This is a genomic window from Fructilactobacillus sp. X8R4C1 (genome assembly GCF_059900905.1).
The window spans coordinates 397306-423091 of sequence record NZ_JBWXVJ010000001.1; the positions used below are offsets into that span (position 1 = coordinate 397306).

The 25786-nt window shown below is 40.6% G+C and carries 29 protein-coding genes, 1 tRNA gene and 1 riboswitch; of the genes, 19 read left to right on the forward strand and 11 right to left on the reverse strand.

The window, feature by feature from the left end; all coding sequences use genetic code 11:
• From AC6UDA_RS01875 to AC6UDA_RS01885, 3 genes are all read left to right on the forward strand, one after another.
• Nucleotides 1-582, forward strand: coding sequence for a 4'-phosphopantetheinyl transferase family protein (locus AC6UDA_RS01875; protein ID WP_500699148.1), 582 nt, complete (start codon nucleotides 1-3; stop codon nucleotides 580-582).
• A gap of 3 nt (nucleotides 583-585) precedes the next feature.
• Nucleotides 586-1368 carry a biotin--[acetyl-CoA-carboxylase] ligase gene (locus tag AC6UDA_RS01880; protein WP_500710718.1) on the forward strand — a complete coding sequence of 261 codons (783 nt, stop codon included), beginning with the start codon at nucleotides 586-588 and terminating at the stop codon, nucleotides 1366-1368.
• Between the two features lie 75 nt (nucleotides 1369-1443).
• Nucleotides 1444-2541 (forward strand): M24 family metallopeptidase, encoded by a 1098-nt coding sequence (locus tag AC6UDA_RS01885; protein WP_500706261.1) that lies wholly within the window; start codon nucleotides 1444-1446, stop codon nucleotides 2539-2541.
• A 45-nt stretch (nucleotides 2542-2586) separates the two neighbouring features.
• Here the strand turns inward: AC6UDA_RS01885 and AC6UDA_RS01890 are convergent, their stop codons facing one another.
• The gene (locus AC6UDA_RS01890) at nucleotides 2587-3855 is read right to left on the reverse strand and encodes an adenylosuccinate synthase (protein ID WP_500710720.1); all 1269 of its coding nucleotides are present in this window, start codon (nucleotides 3853-3855) and stop codon (nucleotides 2587-2589) included.
• A 204-nt stretch (nucleotides 3856-4059) separates the two neighbouring features.
• On the opposite strand from AC6UDA_RS01890, the gene purB reads away from it, so the two are divergent.
• From purB to AC6UDA_RS01905, 3 genes are all read left to right on the forward strand, one after another.
• The gene (gene purB, locus AC6UDA_RS01895) at nucleotides 4060-5355 is read left to right on the forward strand and encodes an adenylosuccinate lyase (protein ID WP_500708074.1); all 1296 of its coding nucleotides are present in this window, start codon (nucleotides 4060-4062) and stop codon (nucleotides 5353-5355) included.
• Between the two features lie 81 nt (nucleotides 5356-5436).
• Nucleotides 5437-5527, forward strand: a riboswitch (TPP riboswitch).
• A 68-nt stretch (nucleotides 5528-5595) separates the two neighbouring features.
• Nucleotides 5596-6159 carry an ECF transporter S component gene (locus AC6UDA_RS01900; protein ID WP_500696470.1) on the forward strand — a complete coding sequence of 188 codons (564 nt, stop codon included), beginning with the start codon at nucleotides 5596-5598 and terminating at the stop codon, nucleotides 6157-6159.
• Nucleotides 6160-6192: 33 nt separating this feature from the next.
• Nucleotides 6193-7578 (forward strand): class II fumarate hydratase, encoded by a 1386-nt coding sequence (locus tag AC6UDA_RS01905; RefSeq protein ID WP_500710723.1) that lies wholly within the window; start codon nucleotides 6193-6195, stop codon nucleotides 7576-7578.
• Nucleotides 7579-7647: 69 nt separating this feature from the next.
• Here AC6UDA_RS01905 and AC6UDA_RS01910 read toward each other — a convergent pair whose 3' ends face one another.
• Entirely contained in the window at nucleotides 7648-8679 is a 1032-nt protein-coding gene (locus tag AC6UDA_RS01910) for a YczE/YyaS/YitT family protein (protein ID WP_500695320.1), read from the reverse strand.
• A gap of 192 nt (nucleotides 8680-8871) precedes the next feature.
• Here AC6UDA_RS01910 and AC6UDA_RS01915 point away from each other — a divergent pair, with 192 nt between their 5' ends.
• From AC6UDA_RS01915 to AC6UDA_RS01925, 3 genes are all read left to right on the forward strand, one after another.
• A complete protein-coding gene (locus tag AC6UDA_RS01915) occupies nucleotides 8872-9036 on the forward strand; it encodes a hypothetical protein (protein ID WP_500693440.1) in 165 nt (54 codons plus the stop codon).
• Nucleotides 9037-9107: 71 nt separating this feature from the next.
• The gene (locus tag AC6UDA_RS01920) at nucleotides 9108-9389 is read left to right on the forward strand and encodes a hypothetical protein (protein ID WP_500693441.1); all 282 of its coding nucleotides are present in this window, start codon (nucleotides 9108-9110) and stop codon (nucleotides 9387-9389) included.
• A gap of 75 nt (nucleotides 9390-9464) precedes the next feature.
• Nucleotides 9465-9989, forward strand: coding sequence for a TetR/AcrR family transcriptional regulator (locus tag AC6UDA_RS01925; protein WP_500695318.1), 525 nt, complete (start codon nucleotides 9465-9467; stop codon nucleotides 9987-9989).
• Nucleotides 9990-10058: 69 nt separating this feature from the next.
• Here the strand turns inward: AC6UDA_RS01925 and AC6UDA_RS01930 are convergent, their stop codons facing one another.
• A complete protein-coding gene (locus AC6UDA_RS01930; RefSeq protein ID WP_010022560.1) occupies nucleotides 10059-10259 on the reverse strand; it encodes a cold-shock protein in 201 nt (66 codons plus the stop codon).
• Nucleotides 10260-10461: 202 nt separating this feature from the next.
• On the opposite strand from AC6UDA_RS01930, the gene AC6UDA_RS01935 reads away from it, so the two are divergent.
• Together AC6UDA_RS01935 and AC6UDA_RS01940 are read left to right on the forward strand one after the other, a co-directional pair.
• Nucleotides 10462-11166, forward strand: coding sequence for an NAD(P)H-dependent oxidoreductase (locus AC6UDA_RS01935; RefSeq protein ID WP_500708075.1), 705 nt, complete (start codon nucleotides 10462-10464; stop codon nucleotides 11164-11166).
• 1 nt (nucleotide 11167) lies between these two features.
• A complete protein-coding gene (locus AC6UDA_RS01940) occupies nucleotides 11168-11347 on the forward strand; it encodes a hypothetical protein (RefSeq protein ID WP_500695314.1) in 180 nt (59 codons plus the stop codon).
• A 115-nt stretch (nucleotides 11348-11462) separates the two neighbouring features.
• On the opposite strand, the gene AC6UDA_RS01945 is transcribed toward AC6UDA_RS01940, so the two are convergent.
• From AC6UDA_RS01945 to thiD, 7 genes are all read right to left on the reverse strand, one after another.
• On the reverse strand, nucleotides 11463-12167 hold the full coding sequence (locus tag AC6UDA_RS01945; RefSeq protein ID WP_500693445.1) for an MIP/aquaporin family protein: 705 nt from the start codon (nucleotides 12165-12167) through the stop codon (nucleotides 11463-11465).
• Nucleotides 12168-12169: 2 nt separating this feature from the next.
• The gene (tpiA, locus tag AC6UDA_RS01950) at nucleotides 12170-12955 is read right to left on the reverse strand and encodes a triose-phosphate isomerase (RefSeq protein WP_500710726.1); all 786 of its coding nucleotides are present in this window, start codon (nucleotides 12953-12955) and stop codon (nucleotides 12170-12172) included.
• Nucleotides 12948-14765 (reverse strand): FAD-dependent oxidoreductase, encoded by a 1818-nt coding sequence (locus tag AC6UDA_RS01955; RefSeq protein WP_500710728.1) that lies wholly within the window; start codon nucleotides 14763-14765, stop codon nucleotides 12948-12950. Before AC6UDA_RS01955 ends, tpiA begins: the two co-directional genes overlap by 8 nt.
• The gene (gene glpK, locus AC6UDA_RS01960; RefSeq protein ID WP_500710731.1) at nucleotides 14758-16269 is read right to left on the reverse strand and encodes a glycerol kinase GlpK; all 1512 of its coding nucleotides are present in this window, start codon (nucleotides 16267-16269) and stop codon (nucleotides 14758-14760) included. Before glpK ends, AC6UDA_RS01955 begins: the two co-directional genes overlap by 8 nt.
• Before the next feature lie 340 nt (nucleotides 16270-16609).
• Complete coding sequence (gene fba / locus AC6UDA_RS01965; RefSeq protein ID WP_500696478.1) at nucleotides 16610-17488, reverse strand: class II fructose-1,6-bisphosphate aldolase; 879 nt, start codon at nucleotides 17486-17488, stop codon at nucleotides 16610-16612.
• A gap of 13 nt (nucleotides 17489-17501) precedes the next feature.
• Nucleotides 17502-18071 carry a 5' nucleotidase, NT5C type gene (locus tag AC6UDA_RS01970; protein ID WP_500710733.1) on the reverse strand — a complete coding sequence of 190 codons (570 nt, stop codon included), beginning with the start codon at nucleotides 18069-18071 and terminating at the stop codon, nucleotides 17502-17504.
• Between the two features lie 221 nt (nucleotides 18072-18292).
• Nucleotides 18293-19093: a bifunctional hydroxymethylpyrimidine kinase/phosphomethylpyrimidine kinase gene (gene thiD / locus AC6UDA_RS01975; protein ID WP_500706271.1), complete on the reverse strand. Its 801-nt coding sequence runs from the start codon at nucleotides 19091-19093 to the stop codon at nucleotides 18293-18295.
• A gap of 110 nt (nucleotides 19094-19203) precedes the next feature.
• Between thiD and AC6UDA_RS01980 the strand changes: the two genes are divergently transcribed.
• From AC6UDA_RS01980 to AC6UDA_RS01990, 3 genes are all read left to right on the forward strand, one after another.
• On the forward strand, nucleotides 19204-19326 hold the full coding sequence (locus AC6UDA_RS01980) for a hypothetical protein (RefSeq protein ID WP_010022570.1): 123 nt from the start codon (nucleotides 19204-19206) through the stop codon (nucleotides 19324-19326).
• Between the two features lie 212 nt (nucleotides 19327-19538).
• Nucleotides 19539-20639, forward strand: coding sequence for an NAD(P)-dependent alcohol dehydrogenase (locus tag AC6UDA_RS01985; RefSeq protein WP_500710735.1), 1101 nt, complete (start codon nucleotides 19539-19541; stop codon nucleotides 20637-20639).
• A gap of 125 nt (nucleotides 20640-20764) precedes the next feature.
• A tRNA-Asn gene (locus AC6UDA_RS01990) sits at nucleotides 20765-20838 on the forward strand.
• Between the two features lie 90 nt (nucleotides 20839-20928).
• Here AC6UDA_RS01990 and AC6UDA_RS01995 read toward each other — a convergent pair.
• Nucleotides 20929-21369, reverse strand: coding sequence for a hypothetical protein (locus AC6UDA_RS01995; RefSeq protein ID WP_500693453.1), 441 nt, complete (start codon nucleotides 21367-21369; stop codon nucleotides 20929-20931).
• Nucleotides 21370-21476: 107 nt separating this feature from the next.
• Here AC6UDA_RS01995 and AC6UDA_RS02000 point away from each other — a divergent pair, with 107 nt between their 5' ends.
• The 5 genes from AC6UDA_RS02000 to AC6UDA_RS02020 all read left to right on the forward strand — a co-directional run bounded on the left by AC6UDA_RS02000 (nucleotide 21477) and on the right by AC6UDA_RS02020 (nucleotide 25770).
• The gene (locus AC6UDA_RS02000; RefSeq protein WP_500706272.1) at nucleotides 21477-22151 is read left to right on the forward strand and encodes a ribonuclease H family protein; all 675 of its coding nucleotides are present in this window, start codon (nucleotides 21477-21479) and stop codon (nucleotides 22149-22151) included.
• Between the two features lie 42 nt (nucleotides 22152-22193).
• Complete coding sequence (locus tag AC6UDA_RS02005; protein WP_500696482.1) at nucleotides 22194-22751, forward strand: sugar O-acetyltransferase; 558 nt, start codon at nucleotides 22194-22196, stop codon at nucleotides 22749-22751.
• Nucleotides 22752-22845: 94 nt separating this feature from the next.
• Entirely contained in the window at nucleotides 22846-24561 is a 1716-nt protein-coding gene (locus tag AC6UDA_RS02010; RefSeq protein WP_500693456.1) for a BCCT family transporter, read from the forward strand.
• Between the two features lie 94 nt (nucleotides 24562-24655).
• Nucleotides 24656-25102, forward strand: a complete 447-nt coding sequence (locus tag AC6UDA_RS02015; protein WP_500693457.1) for a universal stress protein — start codon at nucleotides 24656-24658, stop codon at nucleotides 25100-25102.
• A 38-nt stretch (nucleotides 25103-25140) separates the two neighbouring features.
• Nucleotides 25141-25770, forward strand: a complete 630-nt coding sequence (locus tag AC6UDA_RS02020) for a DNA-3-methyladenine glycosylase (RefSeq protein WP_500710737.1) — start codon at nucleotides 25141-25143, stop codon at nucleotides 25768-25770.
• The last annotated feature ends 16 nt before the right edge of the window (nucleotides 25771-25786 follow it).

Here is a 25786-nt window from a genome sequence, read left to right on the forward strand (position 1 = left end):
ATGATTAAATTTTTAAGTGATTCGATCACCACAAAAGCATTTCAACCATACTACCAAGACTTAGAAATCACCGATAAGCCCAAAAAGCAACAGACGCTTGTGGGAAGGGTTTTGTTAGCTAAACTGGTGGGGATGCCAGTACAAGACGCCATTAAAAACGTTGACATTGATTTTGGACATTACGGGAAACCCTATTTTGTGCCAAATGGCTATCATTTTAACATTGCTCACTCTCATGACGCGGTTTTGGTGGTAATTTCTGATCAACCAATTGGAGTTGACTTAGAACAGATTCGTCCTTATGACTACACCAGGATTACCAAGGCTTTCACCCCAGCAGAACTTGATTACTTAAAGAATTTAAGGGGAGAACGGCAAGGTGAACAAGCCTTAAGATTATGGACCATCAAGGAAGCGGTCTTAAAACTTCAGGGAGTCGGATTGATCGGAAAACCCAAGTCCGTTGAGGTTTCATTACCTCACATGGAAAGTGCTAGAAGAAACGATGATTTGTACCAGATTAACTTTTTGGACGTGGGATGGAAATACATTGGGACTCTTGCTACCCAGGTGGGTGAGTAAATCATGAACGATATTTTAAACGCACGTGTAATTCACAGTTTAATTAGTAATCCCATTGATCAAATCGAGGTTTATGACCAGTTACCGTCGACTAACGAAGAGGCTCAAGTGGAGGTCTGGCATCGTCCTAGCATGATCATTGCTAACGAACAGACGAAGGGGAAAGGCCAAAATGGCCATCATTTTTATTCTCCTGCAAACAACGGCGTTTATTTTACGGTGGTGTTTCAGGCCCAACCAAGGTATCTTGATAATCCAGGTATCTTAACGCTTGGAATTGGCATTGCCGTTACGGACGCCATTAAACGGGTCTACAACATCGATACTCAATTAAAATGGGTGAATGACGTGTATCACGATGACAGTAAGGTCTGTGGGATTTTAACTGAAATTCAGAGTAACGAAGATAACGAGCCCGAGAATTTTATCATGGGCATCGGCCTCGATATTGGGATCATGCCGTTTTCACGTAATGGTGACCAAATGGTGGGAAGTTTAAACGTGGTGCCGCCACTTAAAAGGAACCAGTTAATTGCTTCGGTTTATGACCATTTGTACGAGGTCTATCATCATTGGAACGACGATCGGATTATTAATCATTATACTAAGCGACTGCTGTGGCTTAACGAACAAGTTTCCCTGATCAATCATGATAATGAAATCACTGGGAAATTAGCGGGAATCGACGAACGTGGGCACCTTTTGTTAAAGACACGGGACCAGCAAACGTTAAACCTGGATCCGAATGTGACCAGACATATTAGAAAGATGAAAGCTGACGATTGATGTTAGGTTTCTCTTTTTGTGTTGATTAAATTTAATTGTATGCTAAAATTAGCAACAAATTCAGGAGGTCTTATTATGGTTAAATTAAATGAAATGAGAGACTACGTTAACCAAAAGAAGCTTGATGTTGCTTACATCAGTAATTTTGAGGATATTAAGTACTTTACTGGTTTTGGTAGTGATCCCGTTGAACGGGTGTTGGCACTTTTTATTTTTCCTGATGCGGAACCATTTCTGTTTGCACCAGAACTCGAAGTGGAAGCCATAAAGGAGTCAGGATGGAAGTATCCCGTTTATGGTTACTTAGACCATGAAGATCCCTTTAAAATGATCGCCAAGCACATTCGTGATGTAACTCCTGATCCCAAACGATTTGGGATTGAAGACGACAACTTGGTCATTAGTCGTTATCAACAGCTTCAAGCTGAATTCCCGAAGGCTGACTTTAGCACTAACGTGGCTCCAGAAGTTAGTGAACTGCGGGTAATTAAGACGCCATATGAGATCGAACAGTTAGACGCTGCTGGAAAAGAAGCCGACTTTGCTTTTCAAGTTGGTTTTGAGACCGCTAAAGCCGGTAAAACGGAGGCAGAAGTGGCTGCTGAGATTGAGTACCAGGAAAAAATCAGAGGGGTTATGAACATGAGTTTTGATACTCTTGTTCAGACTGGACCTCACGCGGCGGAACCACATGGTGCTACTGACATGAACAAGATTAAGAACGATAACCTGTTATTATTTGATTTAGGAACGGTTCATAATGGCTACATCTCTGATGCTTCCCGGACGGTCGCTGTTGGTGATAAAATTCCGGCCAAACAAAAAGAGATTTATGACGTTTGTTTGGAAGCTCAGTTAGCTGCCCAATCTGCTGCTAAACCAGGTATTCGGGCCGAAGACCTGGATGCGGTTGCAAGAGATATCATTGACAAGGCTGGTTATGGTAAATACTTCATCCACCGTTTAGGCCACGGCATGGGGATGGGTGAGCATGAATTCCCTTCAATCATGGAGGGCAATAAGATGATTTTAAAGGAAGGCATGTGCTTTTCAATTGAACCTGGTATCTACATTCCTGGAGTAGCCGGAGTTCGAATTGAAGATTGCATTCACCTAACCAAGGATGGAAATGAACCATTTACTCACACATCCAAAGAATTACGCTATGTATAAGAGTTGACATAAAAAGACCCTGGATTTTATCCAGGGTCTTATTTTTTACATTTGATGGGTCTGTTCTCGCTTGGGACCAGTTGAGAAAGTGATTAACGGGATACCTACAAGTTCTGAAACCCGGTCAAGAAACTTTTGGGCGTTTTTAGGGAGCTTGTCGTAGGTATCACAATTAGTGATATCCTCGTTCCATCCCTGGAGCGTTTCGTAGACCGGTTTGCACTTGTCCAAGATATCCAAGTTAGCGGGGTAATAAGTGATTTTCTTACCGTCTAGTTCATATGCGGTACAAATCTTAATTTCTTTTAATCCGTCTAAAACATCCAGACAGTTTAAGGCTAGGTGGGTTAGACCAGAAACACGACGAGCGTGTCTTAAGGCAACGCTGTCAAACCAACCGATTCGTCTGGGACGCTTAGTCACAACCCCGTACTCATGGGCGGTTTCTCTGATGTAGTTACCGGTCTCGTCTAGTAGTTCCGTTGGAAATGGGCCCTCACCGACACGTGAAGTATAGGCTTTACAAGTTCCAATGACCCGATCAATCTTGCTGGGTCCAATTCCCGCACCAACGGCAGCGCCTCCGGCAACGGGGTTTGAGGAAGTGACATAGGGATAGGTTCCATGGTCAACGTCTAACATAATTCCCTGAGCACCTTCAAACAGGACGTTTTGGTTATGATCGATTTCATCGTTTAAAAGAACGGAGGTTTCGGTTACGTATGGTTTTAATCGTTTCCCGAGTTTTACGTATTCATCGTAAATGTCCGTAAAATCAAGGGGTTCATGATCGTACAGCTTGACTAAAATTTCGTTTTTTTCGGCTAAAACATCCTGCAAACGTTTCTTGAAAGTTGCCGGATCAATTAAATCAGCCACCCGAATTCCAACCCTAGCAACCTTGTCCATGTAAGCAGGGCCAATTCCCTTTTGGGTCGTCCCGATCTTATGATGTTTGTGTTCCTCTTGAAGCTTATCAAAAAGAGGATGGTATGGCATGATGACTTGAGCACGAGATGATACACGGAGGTTGTCGGTAGAAACACCATGTTCGTTTAGATAGTCGACTTCTTTAAATAGTGACTTGGGGTTCAAAACAACGCCGTTTCCAATTACTGCCAACTTGTCAGAATAGAAAATTCCGGACGGAACAAGTTGAACGTGAAAATTTTGATTGTGATACACAATGGTGTGACCAGCATTGTCACCGCCCTGATATCTAGCAATGATATCTGCGTCAGCACTTAGGGTATCGACAATCTTTCCTTTGCCCTCATCGCCCCATTGACTACCAACAACAACTGTTACAGACATAAATAGCACCTCGTAAATGAATTTTTTGACCAAGAACAGTTTACCAATCACATATGGAAAAATCAAGAACGTTCAAAATATTGTTAAAAATAATGTTCGTGTTTTATTGAATATTAGAATTATAATAAAGTAGTAGTGGCGTTGATTTGACTGAAAAGAAAACATTATGTAAGATTATCCTGTAATTATAATGAGGTGAATGAAATGATTGAGCGTTATACAAGAGCACCAATGAAGCGAATTTGGAGTAAGCAGAATCAGTATCAGACATGGCTTGAAGTTGAGATTGCGATTGATGAAGCATGGAATAAGTTAGGTAAGATTCCAGATGCTGACATTATTGCCATTAAAAGAAACGCGACCTTTGACGTGGACCGCATTGCACAGATTGAATCGGAAACTCACCATGATGTGGTGGCTTTTACTCGCGATGTTTCGGAGTCGCTTGGCCCCGAAAAAAAGTGGATCCATTACGGCGTTACTAGTACTGATGTTGTCGATACCGCTCAGGGACTTAGACTAAAGCAGGCTGACGAGATTCTTCGTCAGGATATTTTAACTTTAATGGATACCATTAAGCAGAAAGCCTTAAAATATAAGGATACGGTTGAAATCGGAAGAACCCATGGGGTTCAGGCGGAACCAATGACTTTTGGCTTGAAGATGGCACGTTGGTATTCAGAAATGAAACGAAACCTAAAACGATTTAACGAAGCAGCTGCCGAAGTGGAAGCCGGGAAAATTTCTGGAGCCGTTGGGACATTTGCTAACATTGACCCTCAGGTAGAGGCTTACGTATGCGATAAGTTAGGGCTACGTGCCCAAGAAATCACTAGTCAAGTCTTACCTCGTGATTTACATGCCGAATATATCGCCACTTTGGCATTGATTGCCACTAGTCTTGAAAATTTTGCAACGGAGATTCGTGGTTTGCAACGTTCTGAGATTCATGAAGTAGAAGAGCATTTTAATCCTGGTCAAAAGGGTTCTTCGGCAATGCCACATAAGCGGAACCCAATTGGATCAGAAAACATTTGTGGATTGGCCAGAACCATGCGTGGACTAATCACCACTGCCTACGAGAACGTTTCTTTGTGGCATGAACGTGATATTTCCCATTCTTCGGCTGAGCGAATTATTCTACCAGAGAGTACCACGCTCTTAGATTACATGCTTCATCGTTTCAATAATATTCTTTCAAACTTAGATGTTTTCCCGAAACGAATGAAGGAAAATATGAATCTAACTTATGGCCTAATTTACAGTCAACGAGTAATGCTGAAATTAATTGATAAAGGGATGAGTCGGGAAGCGGCTTACGACTTAGTTCAACCACTGACGGCTCAGTCATGGGAGAACCACGAGTCATTTGAAAAGTTAGTTAAAGCTAACGATCAGATTAATGAACGGTTGTCTGACCAAGAGATTAACGATGCGTTTGATTATCATTACCACCTTAGACACGTTGATGATATTTTCAAACGGGTCGGATTAGAATAGGTTAAATGGAGTTGCATTAATGCATCTCCATTTTGATTTTGATTGCTTTTACCATTCAATCAGTATATTATTAAAGTGAATTATATGATTCTGGGGTGCCGAAAGGCTGAGATAATACCCATTGAACCTGATCAGGTTAAGACCTGCGAAGGGATCCGACTACACTACAAGTGTCATTTTTAATCATGTGTTGAAGTTCCCGGGGTAGATCCAGGAACTTTTTTTATTGGAGGAGATCACATGAAAATTTTGAGAGAATGGCATTTAAAGGACATTATTTTAGTTACATTGATTGGTGCTTTTTGTGGAGTGATTTTTTGGGGAACTTCATTTCTCTATAATATCTTAGCTGCGGCACTTACACCATTTGGATTGCAGCCGTTGGCAAACGAAGCCACCTTTGGATTATGGACGCTTGCTGGACCGTTAGCAGCGTTTATCATTCGCATCCCATTTTCCGCTACCCTTGGTGAGTTACTGGGAGCCTTCGTCGAGATGATCCTTGGCAGTCAGTGGGGAATTGCTGATTTGTTATCCGGCTTAATTCAAGGACTATCGTCTGAGTTAGGATTTGCCGTATTGGGATATAAACATTATGATTGGTTAGGAATCATAAGTACGACGATTACCACCACGGTAATTACGTTTGCTTGGGATATGATCAAAAGTGGATACGCAAATTATCATTTTGGATTTTTACTCCTACTGTTTCTAACCCGGCTTGTATCGGTCTTCTTATTCAGTGGAGTGCTGACTTATTTCATCAGTCGTTTACTAGAAAAAAGTCAGGTCTTAAGCAGATAAGTCGTACCCAATATTTAATTAGGAGATGACAAAATGTCTGATTATCGAATTGAAAGTGACACGCTTGGAGACGTCAAGGTGCCAAAGGATGCTTTGTGGGGTGCTCAAACCGAGCGGAGCCGGCATAATTTTCCTGTCGGTCCCAAGTTACCAGTATTGGTAATTCGCGCTCTCATAAACATTAAAGCAAGTGCCGCCGAGGTGAGCATCAAACAAGACACCATCGATCGAAAAAAGGGTGCGTTGATTGAGCAGGGTGCCCAAAAATTATTGAGTCTTTCCGATGATCAATTAATGCAAAACTTCCCGTTACACATTTACCAAACTGGATCGGGAACTCAGACTAACATGAACGTGAACGAGGTGATTGCCCACGTTGCTAATCAGATTAATCCAAAGATTAATGTTTTACCAAATGATGATGTTAATCATTCCCAGAGTTCAAATGATACGTTTCCAACGGCAATGAACATTGCAAGTCTGGTTGCCATCAATCAGCTGTTACCTGAGTTGGAGCACTTGATTGACGTTATGCATCACTTACAGAAAAAGTATTGGGATGTGGTTAAGATTGGGCGCACTCATTTACAGGATGCCACTCCAATGACATTTGGACAGGAAGTGTCGGGATGGGCTAGCACCATTCAACACGACCTTGATTTTGTGAGGGACAATTCGAAGTCACTCCTGGGGCTACCAATTGGCGGAACCGCTGTCGGAACCGGCCTTAATACGACGGAAGACTTTGATAAGGAAATGGTTCAAACCCTGGGTAATAAGTATCATGAGCCGTTTGAAGTTGAAAATAAATTTTATGGATTAGCTTCCCATTCGGCCATTACCATGACGCATGGGGCTGTGCGGACGCTTGCAACTGATCTGATGAAAATTGCCAATGACATTAAATTTCTAGCGAGTGGTCCTAGAGCTGGTTACGGTGAGATTAAAATTCCCGCTAATGAACCTGGGTCATCGATTATGCCTGGCAAGGTGAACCCGACTCAGGGTGAAGCCATGGATATGGTAGTAGCACGCATCATGGGAAATGATACGACCATCGAAGTTGCTAACACTCAAGGAAACTTTGAAATGAATGTCTATAAGCCAATTATCATATCCTGTTTTCTTGATTCCGTTCAGTCACTGACAGGCATCTTAAGCCACTTTACGGACTTGATGGTCAAAGGGATTGAAGTCAACCAAGATCGCATGGAGGAGTTGGTCCATAATTCTTTGATGACGGTAACGGCATTGTCACCACACATTGGCTATCATCGAGCAGCTGAAATTGCCAATGCTGCTTTAAAGGGAAAGACGAATCTTAGACAGGCGGCCATTGATTCAGGATACGTCACTGGTGATAACTTTGATAAATGGGTTGAGCCATTAAAAATGACTAATTATAAGCGCGAACAATGATCAAGATTATAAATAAAAAAGGTCCAGCAACTAACGTCTCCGTTATTGCTGGACCTTTTGGGTATTTAATTACTTTTTGGAATCATTGGAGTTATTGGCATCAGAATCTTTTGAATTTTGAGGAGCACCATCAGTAGTACTACCAGTTGATTGTGGATTAACGTTACCGTTTTTGCTTCGTTTCATCATTTCTGCCATCAACATTCTGTACTGGGTCCGGTAAGCATTGTAGGCCTTCTGTGAGTCTTCCATGTTCGTTTGGGCGTCGTGAAGACGAGTCCCTAACTGTTGATTAGTGTACCCTGATAAGTTCATCTGAACGTTTAAAGTGGCGTTGTAAGCATGGGTTAGATAATGGTACCCAGATAACGTCGCCTTAGAAATCGTGCTAGCGGCGTGTTTAACCGTTGGCTGTTCACTGAAGTCGTCAATTCCGTTAACAATGGGGTCACTAATGTGTTTGTTCCAGTAGGAAATTAGTGGACCGGCAAAGAAGGCAACGATGATTGATGCAAATCCAACGGGGCCACCAGCAAGGACAGCGGCAATCAAGAAGAGGATATCTTGGATCACACGAGCCGTCTTGTACTTGATGTGTAGTCGTGATGATACAATTGGAGCAATGGCATCATAGGGGGCAACACCCAGATTAGGAGCCATGTAGATTGAACTACCAGCCGTAAATAGGATTAGTCCCAAGAAGGCATTAGCAACGATTACGAAGAAGTTAATCCCCGACGGGAAGATTTGTTGGTAAAATTGAGTGAAAATTTGAATCTCAAATCCAACTAACACCATGTTCATGATGGTTCCAATTCCGATCATGTGACGGTCAAGGAACAAGACAAACACGAAGATTACCAGGTTAGCCAGTAACTGGTACAAACCAAGTGACATGTGCAGATGGTTTGACATACCAATATTAACGGCAGTAAAAGGATCAAGACCTAAAATCTTGCTTGATCGAAGTAACGTGGCACCAAGTGATAACATGGTGATACCAACAAACGACATTAAAACTTTAAGTAATATATTAAATGTTTTACCGTACCAAGTCATTTGTGGTGCGGCAGTATTGCCTGATTGGGTAGAATTACTCATTGAATAGACTTCCTTCTTAATTTGATATTTGTATTATAACTTATTGCATACAGGATTGTAAGGGCTGGGCGGCACAAACGTATTGATACGGGCAATAAATTACAAGAGATGACTAATTTTGAAATATGTATTATAATTCTTGTTAACTTGAACTAATCATTTAAGTTGATTTTGTATTTGGAGGGATTGCTTATGAATATTAAAGTATTAAACAAGCAAGGCGCTCTACCAGTCAAAGACTGGCAACAGCGTGAAAATAACCTTTTTCGAGTTCATCAGCTAATGCACAATAAGAAACTTCAATTGAGTAAATCAGCCAGAGCAATGATTGCACCCATCTTGAAACCGTTAACTTAGTAAATTTTAGTGATTTAATTGCAAGGTGCTGCGGTTTCAACTAAAATGCAATTGTCTAGGAAGTGAGTATAATGGTTGATTCAGATTTGAAACAACAGGTCAAAGATTTATTGGCTCGTAATAAAGAGCTTAAAAGTAAAATTCAAGCTTTGACAAGTGGTACTGACATTTCAGATAAGAGCACTAGTGATTTGAAGTCACAGGTGGTCCAGTTTCAAGACGAATTAAAAAATGCTCTAGATCGAGCTACTCAGTATGAAAATAAATATAATAAAATGAGTACTGAATATATGGAATTATCAAATCAGTATCATGAATTGCAAACGCAACTTGACTCGTTAAAAAATAAATAAGTGTGAGGAGAACATTCTTCACGCTTATTTATTTGCCAAGTTAATCTCTCATGTTTATGGTCGAATGGTGAAAATATGGCAAAAAAAGAAACAGCCAAAAAGAGAATAATTGAAGGAACGTTTGAGATGCTCCAAACTAAGTCTTATCAAGAAATTACGGTGAAAGACATTTCCAAACATGTTGGGGTTTCCCGGATGACGTTTTATCGTAACTTCCATACCAAGGAAGACGTCATCGTTGGTCAATTTCAGGAGACCTTTTCAACCTTTATTAATCGTTTATTAGCGCAAAAGGTCTCTAATTTTAACGGCCTAGCAACGACTTTCTTTACGATTATTAAAGAGAATAAGCGGATGATGGATGTAATCGTTGATAATGATCTGTCTTATTTGCTACTTAAAATCTTAAAAAAATACATTACGAATCTGGTTGACGACGATATATTAGAGTTGCGCGCCAATTCATCGAAAATGCTAATTGCGTTGATTTCAGGTGGTTTAACTGAAGTTTTACTAACGTGGACAGAAGACGGGATGGAAGAGCCCGTTGAAGAACTGGTCATCTTTGCATCGAAGTACATGAACTTTAAGGTTAACTAGTTTTTTAATTTAAAAATATGTATAAAAAAAGAGCTCTGCGATTGCAGAACTCTTTTTGTTTGGCTAAAATTAGTCCATTGGAGTAACGTTAGCAGCTTGGGGACCACGGTCTCCTTCTTCAACGTCCAAAGTAACCTTTTCGCCTTCGTCAAGGGTCTTGAAGCCATCCTTGTTGATAGCTGAGTAATGTACGAATACATCACCATCATCAGTAGTAATAAAACCATAACCCTTGTCAGCATTAAACCATTTAACAGTACCTTGTTTCATAATATGAAACCTCCTAGCGCATAGCGCAATAAATTTTTCAGTGTTGCTTAGTTTGAATCTTAAAAGGAAGTCATTTCATAATAATACAAAACAAGAAACCTTAGAAACTCGAAACCATTCACACATCTATTTAAATATAACATAAATTCTACTGATGTCAATATGATAGACTTATATTAATCAATTAAAAGAAGATGAAGGCATGAAAACATTAATAATCGTTTCACACCCCAAGTTTCAGGACTCAATTACCCAGGAATTTCTAAGAACCAGTCAAGCTGATTTAGCCGATGTTACATGGCACTGTTTAGATGAAATATATGGAAGTGATCCAATTGACGTGCAAGCTGAGCGTGACCTCTTAAATAAGGCTGATCGGATCATTTTTCAGTTTCCACTTTATTGGTATAGTGCCCCCTCATCGCTTAAAGTTTGGGAGGATGAGGTCTTAAGTCGGGCCTACACGTACGCTAATGAAGATGGCCGTTTAAAGGGCAAGAAACTCGGAATCGTGACGAGTGTGGGCTACCCTAAATCATCGTTTGCGGTGGGGGCTAGTCAATCCTTTAGTATTTCTCAAATTATGACACCATACGAAGCCCTTGCTAGACAAGCGGGTATGAAGTTTATGAAACCACTTGTAATTTCGCAATTCGGGTACATGTCGGATGATGAGAAAAAAAAGTTGCTTGTTGACTATCAGATGTATTTGACAGCTAAGTATCCCTTTAACTTTAACGAACGTGAGACGTGGATGGCTTTTCAACTAAAGAAATTGGCAACTGGAAGTATGAAATCACATAAGCAGGATCTGGATTTAATTATTAAAGAAGTGGAAACCAGTCAAGATAATTTAAATGACTTAAAGGAACAAATTAACCTAATTCGGAATCAGGAGGAAGACTAATATGGATGATAATGAAGAATGGACGACTAATAAGATTGATGAATTAATTAAGACCCAGACGTCATTTATTAATCGTGCACTGTTATATGGATGTAAACAGTTAGTTAGAGAACAGGCCAAAAGAAATGAACAGGCTGAAAATGAGATTGATGGAAGAAGTTGGAGTCCCGAAAAATGGTAAGGACTCTTTACGTTGATGGTATTGACAACAAAAGGGACCCGTCGTTAAAGACGAGCCCCCTGTGGGTAGTGTTTGATTTAAAAGCTCCGGTTTGGGAGCTTTTTTATTTATAATACTAAATTCGTTCGCTTCGGTCTGAAATAATGTATTGGTTTATTAAGGCTGCCAGAATCGAACCGACAAGTGGTGCTGTTAGATAAAGCCATAGTGATTTTAATGCTAATCCACCAGCAAAAATAGCGGGGAACAATGATCGGACGGGATTCATTGAAGCGCCGGTTAACTTACCACCAACAATTACCAAAACAAAGATGGTAAAGCCGACGGCAATTGGTGACTGAATGGCATACATATTTGTTTTAGAATGGTTTAAGACTAGGATCACAATTAACAAAGTGGTGGTCAGTAGAACTTCGGTGAAGAAAGCAATTGGAGCGGAGATGTGGGGGAAGACCGTTCCACCTAAATAATTAGTGCTAACTTCCTTGTTCCAACTTTCACCAGTCTTGTTAAGCAGTGAGACGTAGGTTAAAACGACACAAATTTCACCTAAGAGACCGCCGACTAGTTGACTAATTACATAAATAATCGCCTCTTTTCCGGGCATTCTTTTAGTTAAATACATGGTAAGGGTTACGGCTGGATTTAGATGAGCTCCTGAAAGTGGTCCAGTGGCATAAACCAGAATGGATAAGGTGAGACCCCATCCAACCGACGGACCTAACTGGTCAGCGTACGGTCCGCTGAAAATGATGAGGCCTGTTCCTAAATAGATTAATAAGGCAGTCCCAACCAGTTCACCAAAGATTTTTAATTTCATTATTAGGTTCCTCTTTGAACTTCGGCCACGTCATTGATGATTTTAAGAAAGGTATCTGAAGATAATGAGGCTCTTCCAATCAACAGTCCGTCGATATTTGGTGATGAAAAAATGGCTTTGGCATTTTCTGGGGTGACTGCTCCACCGTATTGAATCCTAATCTTTTCGGCAGTGTCATTTCCAAAAATAATCTTAAGGGAGGTGCGAATCACCCGTGCTGCATGTTCAATCTCCGCTAATGAGGCTGTTTTAGCGGCACCGATGGACCACGATGGTTCGTATGCGATGACTAAATGTTCAGCATCCTTTCTGTTGATGCCAGCAAATGAAACGGCAATTTCGGTTAAGGGTGACATCTCCAGATCATCAGGATTATAGGTTGAGGTATCCTCCGAGATTGCCACTACCGGAGTAAGGTGATTGCGAAAGCTGCCCATGATTTTTAATCCAATTGTACCGTTCGTTTCTTTAAACATCTTGCGGCGTTCATAGTGACCAATAATAGAACCATTGATTCCAAGGTCTGATAATGCAACCGGGGACGTTTCTCCGGTGTACGGACCTTCGTCGGCCCAGTGCAAATTTTCGGCAAAAACTTCGATGGGCTCTTTTTGGGATTGAATGAACTGAACCATTTTGTATAGGTAGACATTTTGAGCTGCAATGCCAACTTGAACGAGGTTTTTATCAGGCAACTTACCTTCTAATGATTTTAAGAAGTCCTCAATATTTTTGCTGGTTTTGTTCATTTTCCAATTTGCTAAAATAAGTGGAATTCGATTACTCATTGAGACTAGCCTCCTTTAGTTTCTTTAATTGAGACTGATGGCGGATCTTAAAGTATTCCCTGGTCATGTTTTCTTTAGTTGCTCGATCCCAGCCTAATTGGCGGCTCATTTCATCGATGACCGGCCGCTCGATTTGATCGGTTTTCTCAGAGTCAAATAGGAGGTAGTTCGTTCTTCTAAGTAAGAAGTCGATCGGGCGACTGATCATTTCGTGATCAATTGAGTAGTGAAGAACACTTGTTTCTGCCAAAGTTAAACCTGGCGCAGTGACGCCACTGGCAACGTAGTTAGCGATTAAGGGAGTGTTTGATCCAAACAGGTTAGCAATCGCCATGGCTTCCTTGGTGCTTAAGCCGCGGTTGACTAAGGTGGCAGCATAACTTTTAATGTTGCCGTTAACGTCGTTTGAATCGAAGTGGCCACCAGAGATTTGGTAATTTTTAGAGTCAATTAATGAAACAGGTTGATCAAATTTTTGTTCCAGTTCTTTTTTGACGAGTTTCATCGTGTCTTCGCCCATTAGCCGGTAATCAGTTAATTTACCGCCAGAGACGTTGATGACACCGTCGACCAGTTTGATTTCAAATCCACGTGAAACACTTGAAGCACTTTGGTCGTTTGAAACTACCGAATGAACGTAATTGTTAACGTCGTTGTGGTCAATCTGTTGGTTAAAGTATTGATTGATTTTAGTGTCTAAGTGGTGCAGATCGTCGTCATTTAAGTTTTTGTGCGTGGTATTCCCGTTATAATCACCGGATTCAATCAAAGGACGAATGCCAGCCCAGCTTGCTTCTATATCGTTAGTCGTTAAGTTAGCGTTTGGGAAGTGTTGGTTAACGGCCTTTAAGAGATAGTCAACATCTTTTTGATTAACGGTTGGGTTGCTGTAATCACCATCGTAATCCGTGTCCGTCGTTCCAAAGTAAGTTTTTCCAAATCTTGGGATGATAAAAATCATCCGACCGTCGTCTAACCCAGAGTCTAAGTAAACGGGGAGGGGCACCTTAAGTTTGCTTTGATCAACTACTAAGTGAACTCCCTTGGTAGGTCTGATTTTTTGCTTATGATCGTAATCAAACATTTTAACAATGCCATCGTACCAAGGGCCTGCCGCATTGATGACGATTTTGGATTTAATTGGAAATTCGGTGTTATCTTCTCTATCAATCACGTTTACAATCTTTTGATTGTGATCGTTTTCGATGTTGACTGCTTTAACGTGACTAACTGCAACGGCACCATCACTGACTGCTTGTTTAATGTTTTCGATTGTGAGGCGCGCATCGTTATTTTTGTAATCAAGATAGACTCCCATCCCAACTAAATGATTGTGGTTTAGGTTGGGTAATTTTTTCTCTGCATCCGCTTTTGACAATGTTTGGTGTGCAAAGGGACTGTCTTTTGAAACATTGGCTAAACGATCGTAAATGGCCATGGCGACTTCTGCGCTTAACGGGGTGAAGGTGTCATCCTTATTATCGTAAAGTGGCAGTAGCATTTTAGAAGGACGAGGGATGTGTGGAGCGATATGTTGCACAATGGCTCGTTCCTTGACGGTGTCGTTTACGACGTCAATATCAAAAGTCTTGAGGTAGCGGATTCCCCCATGAACGAGTTTGGTCGAACGACTACTGGTTCCTTCAGCAAAATCCTGCATATCAATTAAAGCGGTTTTGAGACCCGAAGCAGCGGCCTGAACGGCAATGCCTGCTCCAGTGATGCCACCGCCAATGATTGTGACGTCAAAATCATCATTTTTAAGTTGATCAATATCTTGGTTTCGGTTTTTATACGAAAAGTTATTCATTTTCATTCTCCTGAGGCTTAAATGATTCAGTTGCCTTAACTGCTTGTTTCCAGCCCGAATATAAGCTTTCTGCTTCATCTTTTTCCATGTTGGGATTGAAAATGGTTGGCTCAGGCTGAAGTTTTTTAAGTTCGTCAATACTCTTCCAGAATCCAATGGCTAGTCCCGCTAAATAGGCGGCACCACGTCCTGTCATTTCAATGTCTTTTGATCGCACGACTGAGGTCTCTAAAAGATCGGATTGAAATTGCATTAAATAGTTATTTAACGAGGCTCCCCCATCAACATGGAGGTTGGTGACTGGCATATTAGTATCATTTACCATGGCACCCACAACGTCCCGACTTTGATAGGCAATGGACTGTAACGTTGCCTTAACAAAGTCATTTTTGGTGGTTCCACGTGATAAACCGAAGACCGCACCACGCGCGTCTGGATTCCAGTATGGAGCACCTAATCCAGTGAATGCTGGGACGACATAAACCTCATTGTGATTATTAGACTTGTTGGCTAGATTTTCGGTATCGGGAGCCGTTTTAACTAACTGCATGCGATCCCTTAGCCACTGGATGGCGGAACCAGCAATAAACACGGATCCCTCCAAAGCGTAGGTAATTTGACCACCAATTCCATAACCAATCGTGGTTAATAAGCCGTTGTGTGAGTATTTGGGCTTTTTTCCCGTATTCATCACAATAAAGGAACCGGTACCATAAGTGTTTTTAACGTCACCGGAATCAACCGCTAGGTGACCAAACAGAGCGGCTTGTTGATCGCCTGCGATCCCAGAGATGGGAACCGAAGCACCAAAAAAGTTTTCCGGCAGACTCTTACCAAAGACTCCCGATGAATCTTTGACTTCTGGAAGCATGACTTTAGGAATATTGAGAATGTTCAGTAATTCAGGATCCCAGTCGAGATTTTCGATGTTATATAGCATGGTTCGAGAAACGTTCGAATAATCGGTCGCATGAACTTCACCGCCCGTTAGTTTCCAAAGTAACCAACTGTCGATCGTACCAAACAGAAGTTCACCATTTTCGGCTCGTTCCTGGGCACCAGAGACTTGATCCAAGATGTATCTGATTTTAGTGGCAGAAAAATACGCATCGATAATTAAGCCGGTTTTCTTTTGCACCATGCTTTTATACCCGGCATCAATCATTGTTTTGGCTATTGGGGCAGTTTGACGTGATTGCCACACAATGGCCTTAGAAATGGGCAATCCACTTTCTTTGTCCCAAATTACGGTGGTTTCTCGTTGATTAGTAATTCCGATACTAGCGATCTCATTCGGATTAATCCGGCCCTTGATAATGGCGGTTGCCATCACGGCTTGGGCGGTTAACCAAATTTCGTTAGCATCCTGTTCCACCCAACCGGGTTCCGGGAAATACATGGTTAATTCTTTTTGATCGCTAGATACCACGTTTGCGTTTTTATCGTAAATGATAGCGCGAACACTGGTGGTTCCTTCGTCAATTACTAAAATATATTTTTTCATTTTGTCTATCACTTCTTACTTTCACAAATAAACCATATTTCACATAATTATTAAATGTGCCATTTTCCTAGGATTAGCTTGATGGCAGCATTCATAAACTAAAGAAAACGTTTTCTTTAACGGTTAGTATACTACCAATATCAAATTTCACAATAAAAACATCCTGGATAATATCCGGCTTTGAGTAAGAAAATGAGTAATCACGTGGGTTAACATTCGTTAAACTTTATTCATTTTATTATATGTAGTTGATGAATGAACTGATGGAATAAAAAAAGGATTCACATTTTTAGATAAATGTGAATCCAGATGGATTAATTATTTTGATAACGGGTATGAATTAGGCTTTGTTTTCTGATCCAAAGACTCTAATCCGGTCTAGGCACATGTTTTTAAGCGCGTTGGTTCCAGCCTTTAAGAAGATTCGGGGGTCATAATTTTTTCCTTCGAGGTCTTTATCAGAGTGGACGTAGTCACGCATTGCTTGGTGGAAAGCTAATTGTCCCTCAGTATTGACGTTGATCTTAGAGATTCCTAATTGAATGGCCTTTTTGATTTGGTCATCAGGAATTCCAGAGCCGCCATGGAGAACCAATGGGATTTGCTTTCCCGTATTATCATAAAGGGCTTGGTCGATCTTTTTTAGATGAGCAAAGTTGAGACCCTTCCAGTCCTTTGGATACTTACCGTGAATATTACCAATACCAACTGCCAGCATGTCTACGCCAGTCTCGGCCATTTTGACGGCTGAATCAACTGGTGCAATTTCACCATCAGCAATTACTCCGTCCTCTTCACCACCAATGGTTCCGACTTCAGCTTCGACACTAACGTCTTCTGCGTGTGCTAACTTAATTAGGGTCTTGGTTTTTTCAAGGTTTTCGTCTAACGGGAGGGCAGACCCGTCAAACATGATTGAAGTGAACTTGATTCCAAGGGTTTTAATGGAGTCGTAGTAGTTTCCGTGATCGAGATGGATTGAGACCGGTACGGTGATGTTTAGTGCATTGTGCATATCCACGATCAAATCATAGGCTAATCTAAAACTGCCCATGTAGTTGGCCGCACCAGAAGTAACCTGCATAATGACCGGTGACTTGGCTTCTTCACATGCTTCTAAGATGGCTTTCGCCCATTCTAGATTATTAACGTTGAATGCCGGAACGGCATAGTGTTCTTTTCGAGCTTTATCTAACATTTCAGTACTGTTTGTAATCATTTTATTTTCTCCCTTATTCCCAATTTTCTTTTTGAAACGTACTTACATTTCCGTGGACGACGTATTTTGGATTTTGATCATTAGCCTGATTGACGGCATCAATCAACTGGTTAGTTTGATTGCCATATTGGGCAATTTTAATCAAGAATGGAACTAGATCATCTTTCCAAGTCAATCGTTTATCAAATCCGTATTGGATCCACACACTGTTGGTTTTGGTGTCGTTCCAAGCACTGGCACCATGATACGGACGATCATCGATCAGAATTCCACCAACGTAGTGAACGAGACTCTTATCGTGAGTCATTGTGATTTTTTTGTAAAAGGGGCTTCCTTTTTCTTGACCAAAGTAGCGTTGAATCCACGCTACCTTATCCTGCCAAGCACTTGGATTGCTCCACGGAGCAGTAGTGAGGATGTACAAATCATAATATTTTTTTAATTGATTAACACTTTCAATCGCATTTTCGGTCGGATCAAGATCCTTAAAGATGCCGGGGATCCGATCAGGACGAGCTCCGGTTGGTAATGATTTCGCCCGTTGGTTTAGAACAGGGATGGTATTAACTAACACGTTATCCATGTCTAAAAATAATTTTATTGGTTTGTTTGCTTTCATGAAACATAAGATTCCTTTCCTTTTTTGATCAATAAATTAATAATCAAAATTATTTAAGCTTGGATAATTAGAACATACCACATTATGATTAATTTGCCTCAAATGAAAATTGAGCTCAATCCAAAAAAGACGCAAACTCATCCCTTACGTAATGAATTTGCGTCTTACAAATATTAATTCCTAAATTATCTTGCCCAATGATTGATTGGACCATATTTATGACCAACTTGGATCTCGTCTTCGATTGCGCCATCAACGTATTGTTTGGCAATCTTAATGGAATCGGCAACAGTGTGTCCCTTTGCCAGTTCAGCGGTAATGCCAGCTGAAAGAGTATCACCAGTTCCGTTTTTACGGTCGGTAGTAAAATAAGGGCCGTCGATATTAAAATGTTTGCCGTCTTCAAGTAAAACGTAGTCAGAAACCTTGGTCTGACTAGGGTCATCATGGCGTCCTTTGACAATTACGTTACTAGCCCCCATGTCCTGCATGACTTGAGCTGATTTTGCCATAAAGTTGGGATCGTCAACGTCTAAACCAGTCAACTTTTGCGCTTCAAAAAAGTTCGGCGTGAGGACGGTTGCCATGGGAACCAGTTGGTTTTTCATGGCGTCAAAAGCATCCGTTTCTAAAAGCATGGTACCAAATTTGGTGGTGATTACTGGATCAACCACGAGGGGACCAAAGTCATAGAGCTGATAATCTTTTACGACCGTATTAATGATGTTAGCGTCTGATAACATGCCAGTTTTAGCAGCCAAGATGTGAAAATCATCACCGAGGTCTTTAAATTCCTGGTCAATAAAACTAGTCGGCATGTTAACACTATCGTGAATCCCATATGAATTACCCGATACACATGCTGTGATAATCGATGCCCCGTAGACCCGACGGGCAAAGAAAGTGTTTAAATCAGCTTGGACGCCAGCACTACCGTCGCTATCGCTTCCAGCAATCGTTACTGCTTGTGGATAATCTTTAGCCATTTTTTGCGTCTCCATTCTAGTTTGATTTGATTTTTACCTGTTCCATGTATTATAATACTAAGAGCTGATGTATTTAAGGAATTAGACTTAATTGGAAGGAGTTTTTCATCATGAGAATTTGTCATCCAAATGGTGTCCAAGGTCGTCGTCCGATCGACACTAAAAAACGTAAAGCAAAACAAAAAGAAGTAGCAGACTTACAAAAGTTTTTGAAACAAAAACCTGCTAAATAATTGAACTAATTAACTTTTACTAGACGTCTGATTATTGATTTATTTTGATAATTAGTGGTCTATTTTTTTGTGCTTTTTTATTGATAACCATTGAGCAAGGTGTGATAATGATGGTGAAAATTATGGGAATGGGATGATAAAAATGGGAGTTGTAGGTTTCTAACCTAAAATGATTTTTGTAAATGAGTTCTTAATAAAGGAGACTGAAAATCATGACTGATGTGAAAATTCCCGACTATGACAAAAATAATATGCCTAAGACCACTAAAAGTGCGGTCTTAGAAAAAATGTTTGATATTGATATGAAGGACACTAAGTTAAAGAAAATGGGTCCAACCGATGTTTTGATTAAAGTTGTGGCAGTTGGAATCTGTGGTTCAGATGTTCACTACTATGACCAAGGACACATTGGTGATTTTGTGGTTAAAAAACCCTTAATCTTAGGACATGAAAGTTCTGGTGTGATTGTAGCAGTGGGTGATCAAGTAACCGACTTTAAACGTGGTGATCGAGTCGCAATGGAACCGGGTGTTCCCTGTGGTCATTGTGAGGCTTGTCGAACGGGCCATTATAACCTCTGTCCTAACATGCAATTCATGGCAACCCCGCCAGTTGATGGTGATTTAACTCAATTCATCGTTTATCCACAAGACTTTGTTTATCACATTCCTGAAAACGTTTCTTATGAAGAGGCGACTCTAAATGAGCCACTATCAGTTGGCGTTCATGCCACTCAGAAATTGGAAGTTGACGTGGGATCTACTATTTTGATTTCAGGGATGGGACCAGTTGGATTGCTTGCGATCTTAGCCGCAAAGGCCCATGGTGCTGACACCATCATTGTCAGTGATACCGAGCAACTCCGACTTGATACCGCCAAGAAGCTGGGAGCTACTCATGCAATTAACATTAAAAATGCAGATGTTTTAGACGAAGTTAAGACCATCACAAATGGCAAGGGCGTTGATTACGCCATTGACGCTTCAGGATCAGTTCCAGGTGAACAAACTTCACTTCACGCGCTGAAGCGGGGTGGTAAAGTCGCCTACATTGGTGTCCCAACAACCGACCAAACGCCACTGGATGTTCCGTTCATGACTGATCATGAAACCACCATTATGGGGATCTTTAGATACTGTAACAACTACAAGACTGGATTAAAGATTTTAGCTAAAAACACTGATAAGGTTGATAACCTATTAACTAACTTTTATCCACTAGATGAAACGAAAGCGGCTCTTGAAAAATCAAGAACGGATAAATCGAACTCTTTGAAGGTTATCATTTACCCAAACGAACAGCTGCGAAAATAGATTAGAGTTAAGTTCTGCGTTTCTTTAGCGCAGAACTTTTTTTATTTAAAATAATTTGATAAAACAGTAGACAGTTAATTAATAACTGTGTATACTTGTGAACAACAAATTAAGTAATTCATTATTGCTGTGTAGTTCAGTTGGTAGAAACGCTTCACTGTTAATGAAGATGTCGCTGGTTCGAGCCCAGCCACAGCAGCTACAAAAAAGCACCACTCATTTGATTGAGCGGTGCTTTTTTGTGAATTTAGTTAATCAAAAACCCAAATTCAACTCGGGACTTTTGATATTAATGCTTTTTACCCTTTTTAGCTTTTTTTGGTTTACTTTTTTTAGGTTTTGGCATTTGTCTAAGCTGGTCTTTCATGCCTTCAATTTCTTTTGCATGCTCTTGTTTCCATTCTTTGAATGAAGATCCTGAATCAGAATCGGCTGGTTTAAGGCCGGTATCTAACCAGAATAATGCTTCTGATAGACTAGGGAAATTGTGCAACCAAAGCGTCTGACCATTCTCTGAATCGAAAGCAACGTATGAGCGGGAGCGCCGCTTTAAGAAAGTATGCTTTCTAATCTTAAACGCTTCCCTTTTTCTAGTTAAGAAGTAATCTGGTAGAATGTACTTACCGGGAGTCATTAACTTGGGAAAACGTTCATTTTTTTGAGCATGACGGTCCTTGAGCATTGCTAACGCTTGATCAACTGTAATTAATTTTGCAGCTATGTCAGCCATTGTATGAATCCCCTCCTGTATGTTATTTTCGCATAAATATTACAAAATGCAAAACGATATGATTAAATGTAATAATTAATTAAGATTTTAATTCAAATGGAGCTAAAATGGCAAAGAATAAGAAGTATTACGCGGTAAAGCAGGGGAGACACCCTGGAATTTATCCGACGTGGGAACTCACTAAAAAGCAAGTTGATGGATTTACGGGAGCTGAGTATAAAAGTTTTGCAACTAAAAGAGAAGCTGGGGCGTACTTATATGGGGTTCAATTTGAAAACCATCCGGTGAAAAGTAAAGTAGGTAAACGCCCAACCATCATTGTATTTACCGATGGTGGTTCCAGAAATCACGGTAATGTTGCTGGTGGTCACGTCAAATCAAACGATAAGGCGGCGTGGGCATACCTAATTGATGCTCCGACCGGTCAGCACGTTGATTCAGGCGGTGAGTATGGGGTGACTAATAATAGAATGGAGATTATGGCACTCGTGAAAGCTTTGAAATGGTTGTTTGATCATCAGCTTAACGACCAGAGTGTTGGGGTTGTCAGCGATTCAAGATACGTTTTAAACGCCATTACTAAACACTGGATTGACGGGTGGAAAAAGCGTGGATGGAAACGTAGTGGCGGAGAACTTAAAAATAAGGAACTCTGGCAACAATTGGATGATTTATTGAATCAGTTTCCTAACATCCAATTTGGTTGGACGAAGGGTCACGCCACAAATAAAGGGAACGTCTTCGTGGACGAGAAATTGAATCAAACTATGGACAAAATGTAAATTTTCCTAATAATAAGGTTAAGACCTAAAAGGAGTGATTCAATGACGAGTGAAAGAGAAAAAATGACTAAGGGAGAATCTTATAATCAATTTGATAAAGAACTGATTAGTCGAAGGATCCTTTGTCGAAAGCAGTTGCAGGAGGCTAATAATACCCCTAACAATGAGAGGCGGAACCAACTGATTCAATCATTGTTAAAAAAGAGCGGACCAAGATTCTTTGTTGAGACTGGGATGGAGTTTGATTATGGCTTTAATATTTACATCGGGGACAACTTTTACGCTAACTACGGATTAACGCTGCTTGATACGGCTCCAATCACATTTGGTAAAAATTGTTACATAGGTCCTAATTGTGGACTTTATACAAACGTCCATCCTTTGAATGCTAAGGAACGGGTTGCAGATGTTGAAATGGCGGCCCCAATTACAATTGGTGATAATGCCTGGTTTGGCGGTCATGTCACCATTGTTCCCGGCGTGACACTTGGAAACAATGTGGTGGTTGGTGCTGGAGCTGTTGTTACCAAGTCGTTTGGAGACGATGTGGTTTTAGTCGGCAATCCAGCTCAAGTATTAAAAAAGATTGATAATAATTAGTGAATTTTACTTATTATCTTAGTTGTGTATAATGATAGTGAAAGATAAGTAATTATCATTTGTGTGACCTTTACAACGCTATGCAAGTGGCTCTATGAGCACCATACATAGCGTTTTTTGTTGTGAAAAAAGCGTTTGGAGGGATTTCTTTATTTTTAAAAAATTTAATATTGATAAATTCGTCTTTATTCCAACCTTATTAATTTTTGGAATTGGTTCAATCATTCTGATTATTGGTGGTTCCAAGTTGCAAGGAGTACTAGCGGTAGCCTTAAATTGGATCACTAATCAAATGGGCTGGGCCTATATGGTGGTTTACATAATTAACTTCTTATTTTTTATGTGGTTAATCTTTTCAAAGTATGGTGCTATCCGCTTGGGTGAGCCCCACTCCAAACCAGAGTATAGTGATTTGCAGTGGGGCAGCATGGTCTTTGCGACCGCAATTGATGCCAGCATTTTAATGTTGAGTATGGTGGATCCGCTTCGATACTTGCAGCATCCTCCCTTTGGGGCTAAACCATTTTCACAGAGTGCTTATAATTATGCGCACATGTTTGGTCAGTTTAACTGGGGACCAATGGCATGGATGATGTTTGCTCCGGCTACGATTGCCATTGCTTATATTCTATTTGTTAAACACGGAAAGGTACAACGTCTTAGCTCTGCCATTGATTTTATTCAGGGTGAGGCTAGGTGGAAGTATTACACCAGACAGCTAGTTGATTTTCTGGTTGTCTTTGGAATTATGGGTGGTGTTGGATCATCGGTTGGAATGGAAATTCCCATTATTTCTAATGTTTTAAGTCGTTTATTAGGGATTCCAGATAATTTGGAACTTAAAACTGCGCTCTTTGCGGTGCTATTTGTGATCTTTGCCTGGACCGTTTATAAGGGATTAAATGGTGGAATTGATCGTTTGAGTGATGCCCATATTTGGACAGCCATTATTTTCTTAGCCTTTGTCCTGTTAGTTGGTCCAACTATTTATATCTTAAGTTCAGAGACCAACAGTTTGGGACTCTTGGCTGATAAGTTTGTTTCCATGTCGACTAATACCATTCCCAATGGAACTGCGGACGTTGCCAAACTGGAAACGATTTTCTACTGGGGCTGGTGGCTGTCATACATGCCGGTCATGGGACTGTTTATTGCTCGTATTTCTAAAGGACGAACCATTCGTTCCACTTTGATTGGAATGCTTGGTTATGGTTCAGTAGGATGTTTAAGTTTTTATGCAATTCTTGGTGGCTATTCGTTATGGTTACAAAGGACAGGCCAGATTAACTTGGTTCATATTTTGAATACGCAGGGGCAGGCTGCTGTCATTACTGCTGTATTATCCAGTTTGCCCTTTAAGGTAATTGTTTTTGTCGTTTACTGTATTTCGTGTTTTATCTTTCTGGCGACGACCATCTCGTCCTCAGCTTTCATTGTTTCCTCATTTACAAGTTTAGGGTTAAAGGAGGGACAGGAACCAACCCAGTTTAACCGAATGACATGGGTTGTTGTCTTTGTCTTATTCTCGTTTGGACTAGTAGTTGTCGGAGGATTTAGCACCATCCAGACCTTCTGTGCGATTGCTGGATTTCCATTAATGTTCGTATGTATCATGATATTGATATCGATTTACCACATGGTTAAAAATGATGAAGGAATCGTGCTTAAAAATAAAGCAATGGACAATCTAAGAATTAAACAAAAAAAGGAAAAGATGCGTCGTATTCATGCTAAAAAAATGGTAAAAAGTATTGAAGACGCTCAAAATGGTGCTGGTGAAGCGTCGCTACCTGATCCTAATAAAGAATAATGAGTTAATAATAATCAGTGGGTTGCTACTGATTATTTTTTTATTAAAAATCATAAAATTAATGATATGATGTTATTGAAAGGGGATGAAGACAATGGAAAAATTTAAACCATTGACATTTGAAAGGATTTTATTGACAGTTGATCCCGACGATAGTAAGTCAACGCAACGGGCTTTTCGTTACGCAGTTACTATTGCCATTAAGTTTCATGCGGCACTTGGAATTTGCTCGGTGTTAGAAAATAATGATATTAATATTTATGATTCTTTAACACCAAGTAAAATCGAAGCAAAACGGGATCACTTACGAGAAGTGGTTGGTAATTACACCGATCGAGCAAGTGACGCTGGCGTGGAGGACGTAACCCCCATTATTTCGGTTGGTGGGAACATTGACGATGAAATCTTGGATGCCATTGCTCCCAAGTTTAAGGCAGATCTCTTAATTTGTGGAGCTGATGCGACCGGTGAACACGGTAATCGTAGTATTAGTGTTAAACTGGTTAAGCAGTCTAAAATTTCAACGATTATCATTCGTTAGTCTAAAGTTTTTAATAAGAGGTAGGGTAGGTAAGGGTTTTGTCAGATAAGTTAAGAGATTTTTTTAATGAAGGTACCACCGATGAGATTACTAAAAAGATGCTTGGAACGTTACTGGTTTATCATTCTCCAAAGGGGTTGATGAGCGGATACGTTACCGAAGCGGAAGCCTACCTGGGACAAAGAGATTCAGCAGCGCATGCCTATCAGGGGAAAAGGACCCCATCGAACGAAGCCTTGTATGGTGTTCCTGGCACGATTTATATCTACTCCATTCATGGTCGACTTTGTTTGGACGTTGCTGCTCAGGATAAGGACGTACCAGAGGGAATCTTGATTCGTGGAATCGAACCCTACCAAGGGATTGACTTGATGAAACAAAATCGTAAGAAAAATGGTTTTGAATTGACTAATGGCCCGGGAAAATTAATGGATGCCTTGGGGATTTATGACAAGGATATGAACTTGATTGAGCTTGGTAACACCGCCCTTGACTTAGACATTGATCACGTGAAAGTCCCAAAAGAAGTGGTCGAATCGGGACGAATTGGGGTTAGTGACCGAGGAACTTGGACGGACAAGCCGTATCGTTTCTACGTTAAAGGAAACCCTTATGTGTCTAAGATACCTAAGCGTGATATGGATTTAAAAACATACGGATGGAAATAAGGAAGGGATGCTACTT

Bases quoted from the DNA above. Each gene is read 5' to 3' on its own strand.
- AC6UDA_RS01875 (WP_500699148.1), top strand. From the start codon at position 1: ATGATTAAATTTTTAAGTGATTCGATCACCACAAAAGCATTTCAACCA.
- AC6UDA_RS01880 (WP_500710718.1), top strand. From the start codon at position 586: ATGAACGATATTTTAAACGCACGTGTAATTCACAGTTTAATTAGTAAT.
- AC6UDA_RS01885 (WP_500706261.1), top strand. From the start codon at position 1,444: ATGGTTAAATTAAATGAAATGAGAGACTACGTTAACCAAAAGAAGCTT.
- AC6UDA_RS01890 (WP_500710720.1), bottom strand. From the start codon at position 3,855: ATGTCTGTAACAGTTGTTGTTGGTAGTCAATGGGGCGATGAGGGCAAA.
- purB (WP_500708074.1), top strand. From the start codon at position 4,060: ATGATTGAGCGTTATACAAGAGCACCAATGAAGCGAATTTGGAGTAAG.
- AC6UDA_RS01900 (WP_500696470.1), top strand. From the start codon at position 5,596: ATGAAAATTTTGAGAGAATGGCATTTAAAGGACATTATTTTAGTTACA.
- AC6UDA_RS01905 (WP_500710723.1), top strand. From the start codon at position 6,193: ATGTCTGATTATCGAATTGAAAGTGACACGCTTGGAGACGTCAAGGTG.
- AC6UDA_RS01910 (WP_500695320.1), bottom strand. From the start codon at position 8,679: ATGAGTAATTCTACCCAATCAGGCAATACTGCCGCACCACAAATGACT.
- AC6UDA_RS01915 (WP_500693440.1), top strand. From the start codon at position 8,872: ATGAATATTAAAGTATTAAACAAGCAAGGCGCTCTACCAGTCAAAGAC.
- AC6UDA_RS01920 (WP_500693441.1), top strand. From the start codon at position 9,108: ATGGTTGATTCAGATTTGAAACAACAGGTCAAAGATTTATTGGCTCGT.
- AC6UDA_RS01925 (WP_500695318.1), top strand. From the start codon at position 9,465: ATGGCAAAAAAAGAAACAGCCAAAAAGAGAATAATTGAAGGAACGTTT.
- AC6UDA_RS01930 (WP_010022560.1), bottom strand. From the start codon at position 10,259: ATGAAACAAGGTACTGTTAAATGGTTTAATGCTGACAAGGGTTATGGT.
- AC6UDA_RS01935 (WP_500708075.1), top strand. From the start codon at position 10,462: ATGAAAACATTAATAATCGTTTCACACCCCAAGTTTCAGGACTCAATT.
- AC6UDA_RS01940 (WP_500695314.1), top strand. From the start codon at position 11,168: ATGGATGATAATGAAGAATGGACGACTAATAAGATTGATGAATTAATT.
- AC6UDA_RS01945 (WP_500693445.1), bottom strand. From the start codon at position 12,167: ATGAAATTAAAAATCTTTGGTGAACTGGTTGGGACTGCCTTATTAATC.
- tpiA (WP_500710726.1), bottom strand. From the start codon at position 12,955: ATGAGTAATCGAATTCCACTTATTTTAGCAAATTGGAAAATGAACAAA.
- AC6UDA_RS01955 (WP_500710728.1), bottom strand. From the start codon at position 14,765: ATGAATAACTTTTCGTATAAAAACCGAAACCAAGATATTGATCAACTT.
- glpK (WP_500710731.1), bottom strand. From the start codon at position 16,269: ATGAAAAAATATATTTTAGTAATTGACGAAGGAACCACCAGTGTTCGC.
- fba (WP_500696478.1), bottom strand. From the start codon at position 17,488: ATGATTACAAACAGTACTGAAATGTTAGATAAAGCTCGAAAAGAACAC.
- AC6UDA_RS01970 (WP_500710733.1), bottom strand. From the start codon at position 18,071: ATGGATAACGTGTTAGTTAATACCATCCCTGTTCTAAACCAACGGGCG.
- thiD (WP_500706271.1), bottom strand. From the start codon at position 19,093: ATGGCTAAAGATTATCCACAAGCAGTAACGATTGCTGGAAGCGATAGC.
- AC6UDA_RS01980 (WP_010022570.1), top strand. From the start codon at position 19,204: ATGAGAATTTGTCATCCAAATGGTGTCCAAGGTCGTCGTCCGATCGAC.
- AC6UDA_RS01985 (WP_500710735.1), top strand. From the start codon at position 19,539: ATGACTGATGTGAAAATTCCCGACTATGACAAAAATAATATGCCTAAG.
- AC6UDA_RS01995 (WP_500693453.1), bottom strand. From the start codon at position 21,369: ATGGCTGACATAGCTGCAAAATTAATTACAGTTGATCAAGCGTTAGCA.
- AC6UDA_RS02000 (WP_500706272.1), top strand. From the start codon at position 21,477: ATGGCAAAGAATAAGAAGTATTACGCGGTAAAGCAGGGGAGACACCCT.
- AC6UDA_RS02005 (WP_500696482.1), top strand. From the start codon at position 22,194: ATGACGAGTGAAAGAGAAAAAATGACTAAGGGAGAATCTTATAATCAA.
- AC6UDA_RS02010 (WP_500693456.1), top strand. From the start codon at position 22,846: ATGAGCACCATACATAGCGTTTTTTGTTGTGAAAAAAGCGTTTGGAGG.
- AC6UDA_RS02015 (WP_500693457.1), top strand. From the start codon at position 24,656: ATGGAAAAATTTAAACCATTGACATTTGAAAGGATTTTATTGACAGTT.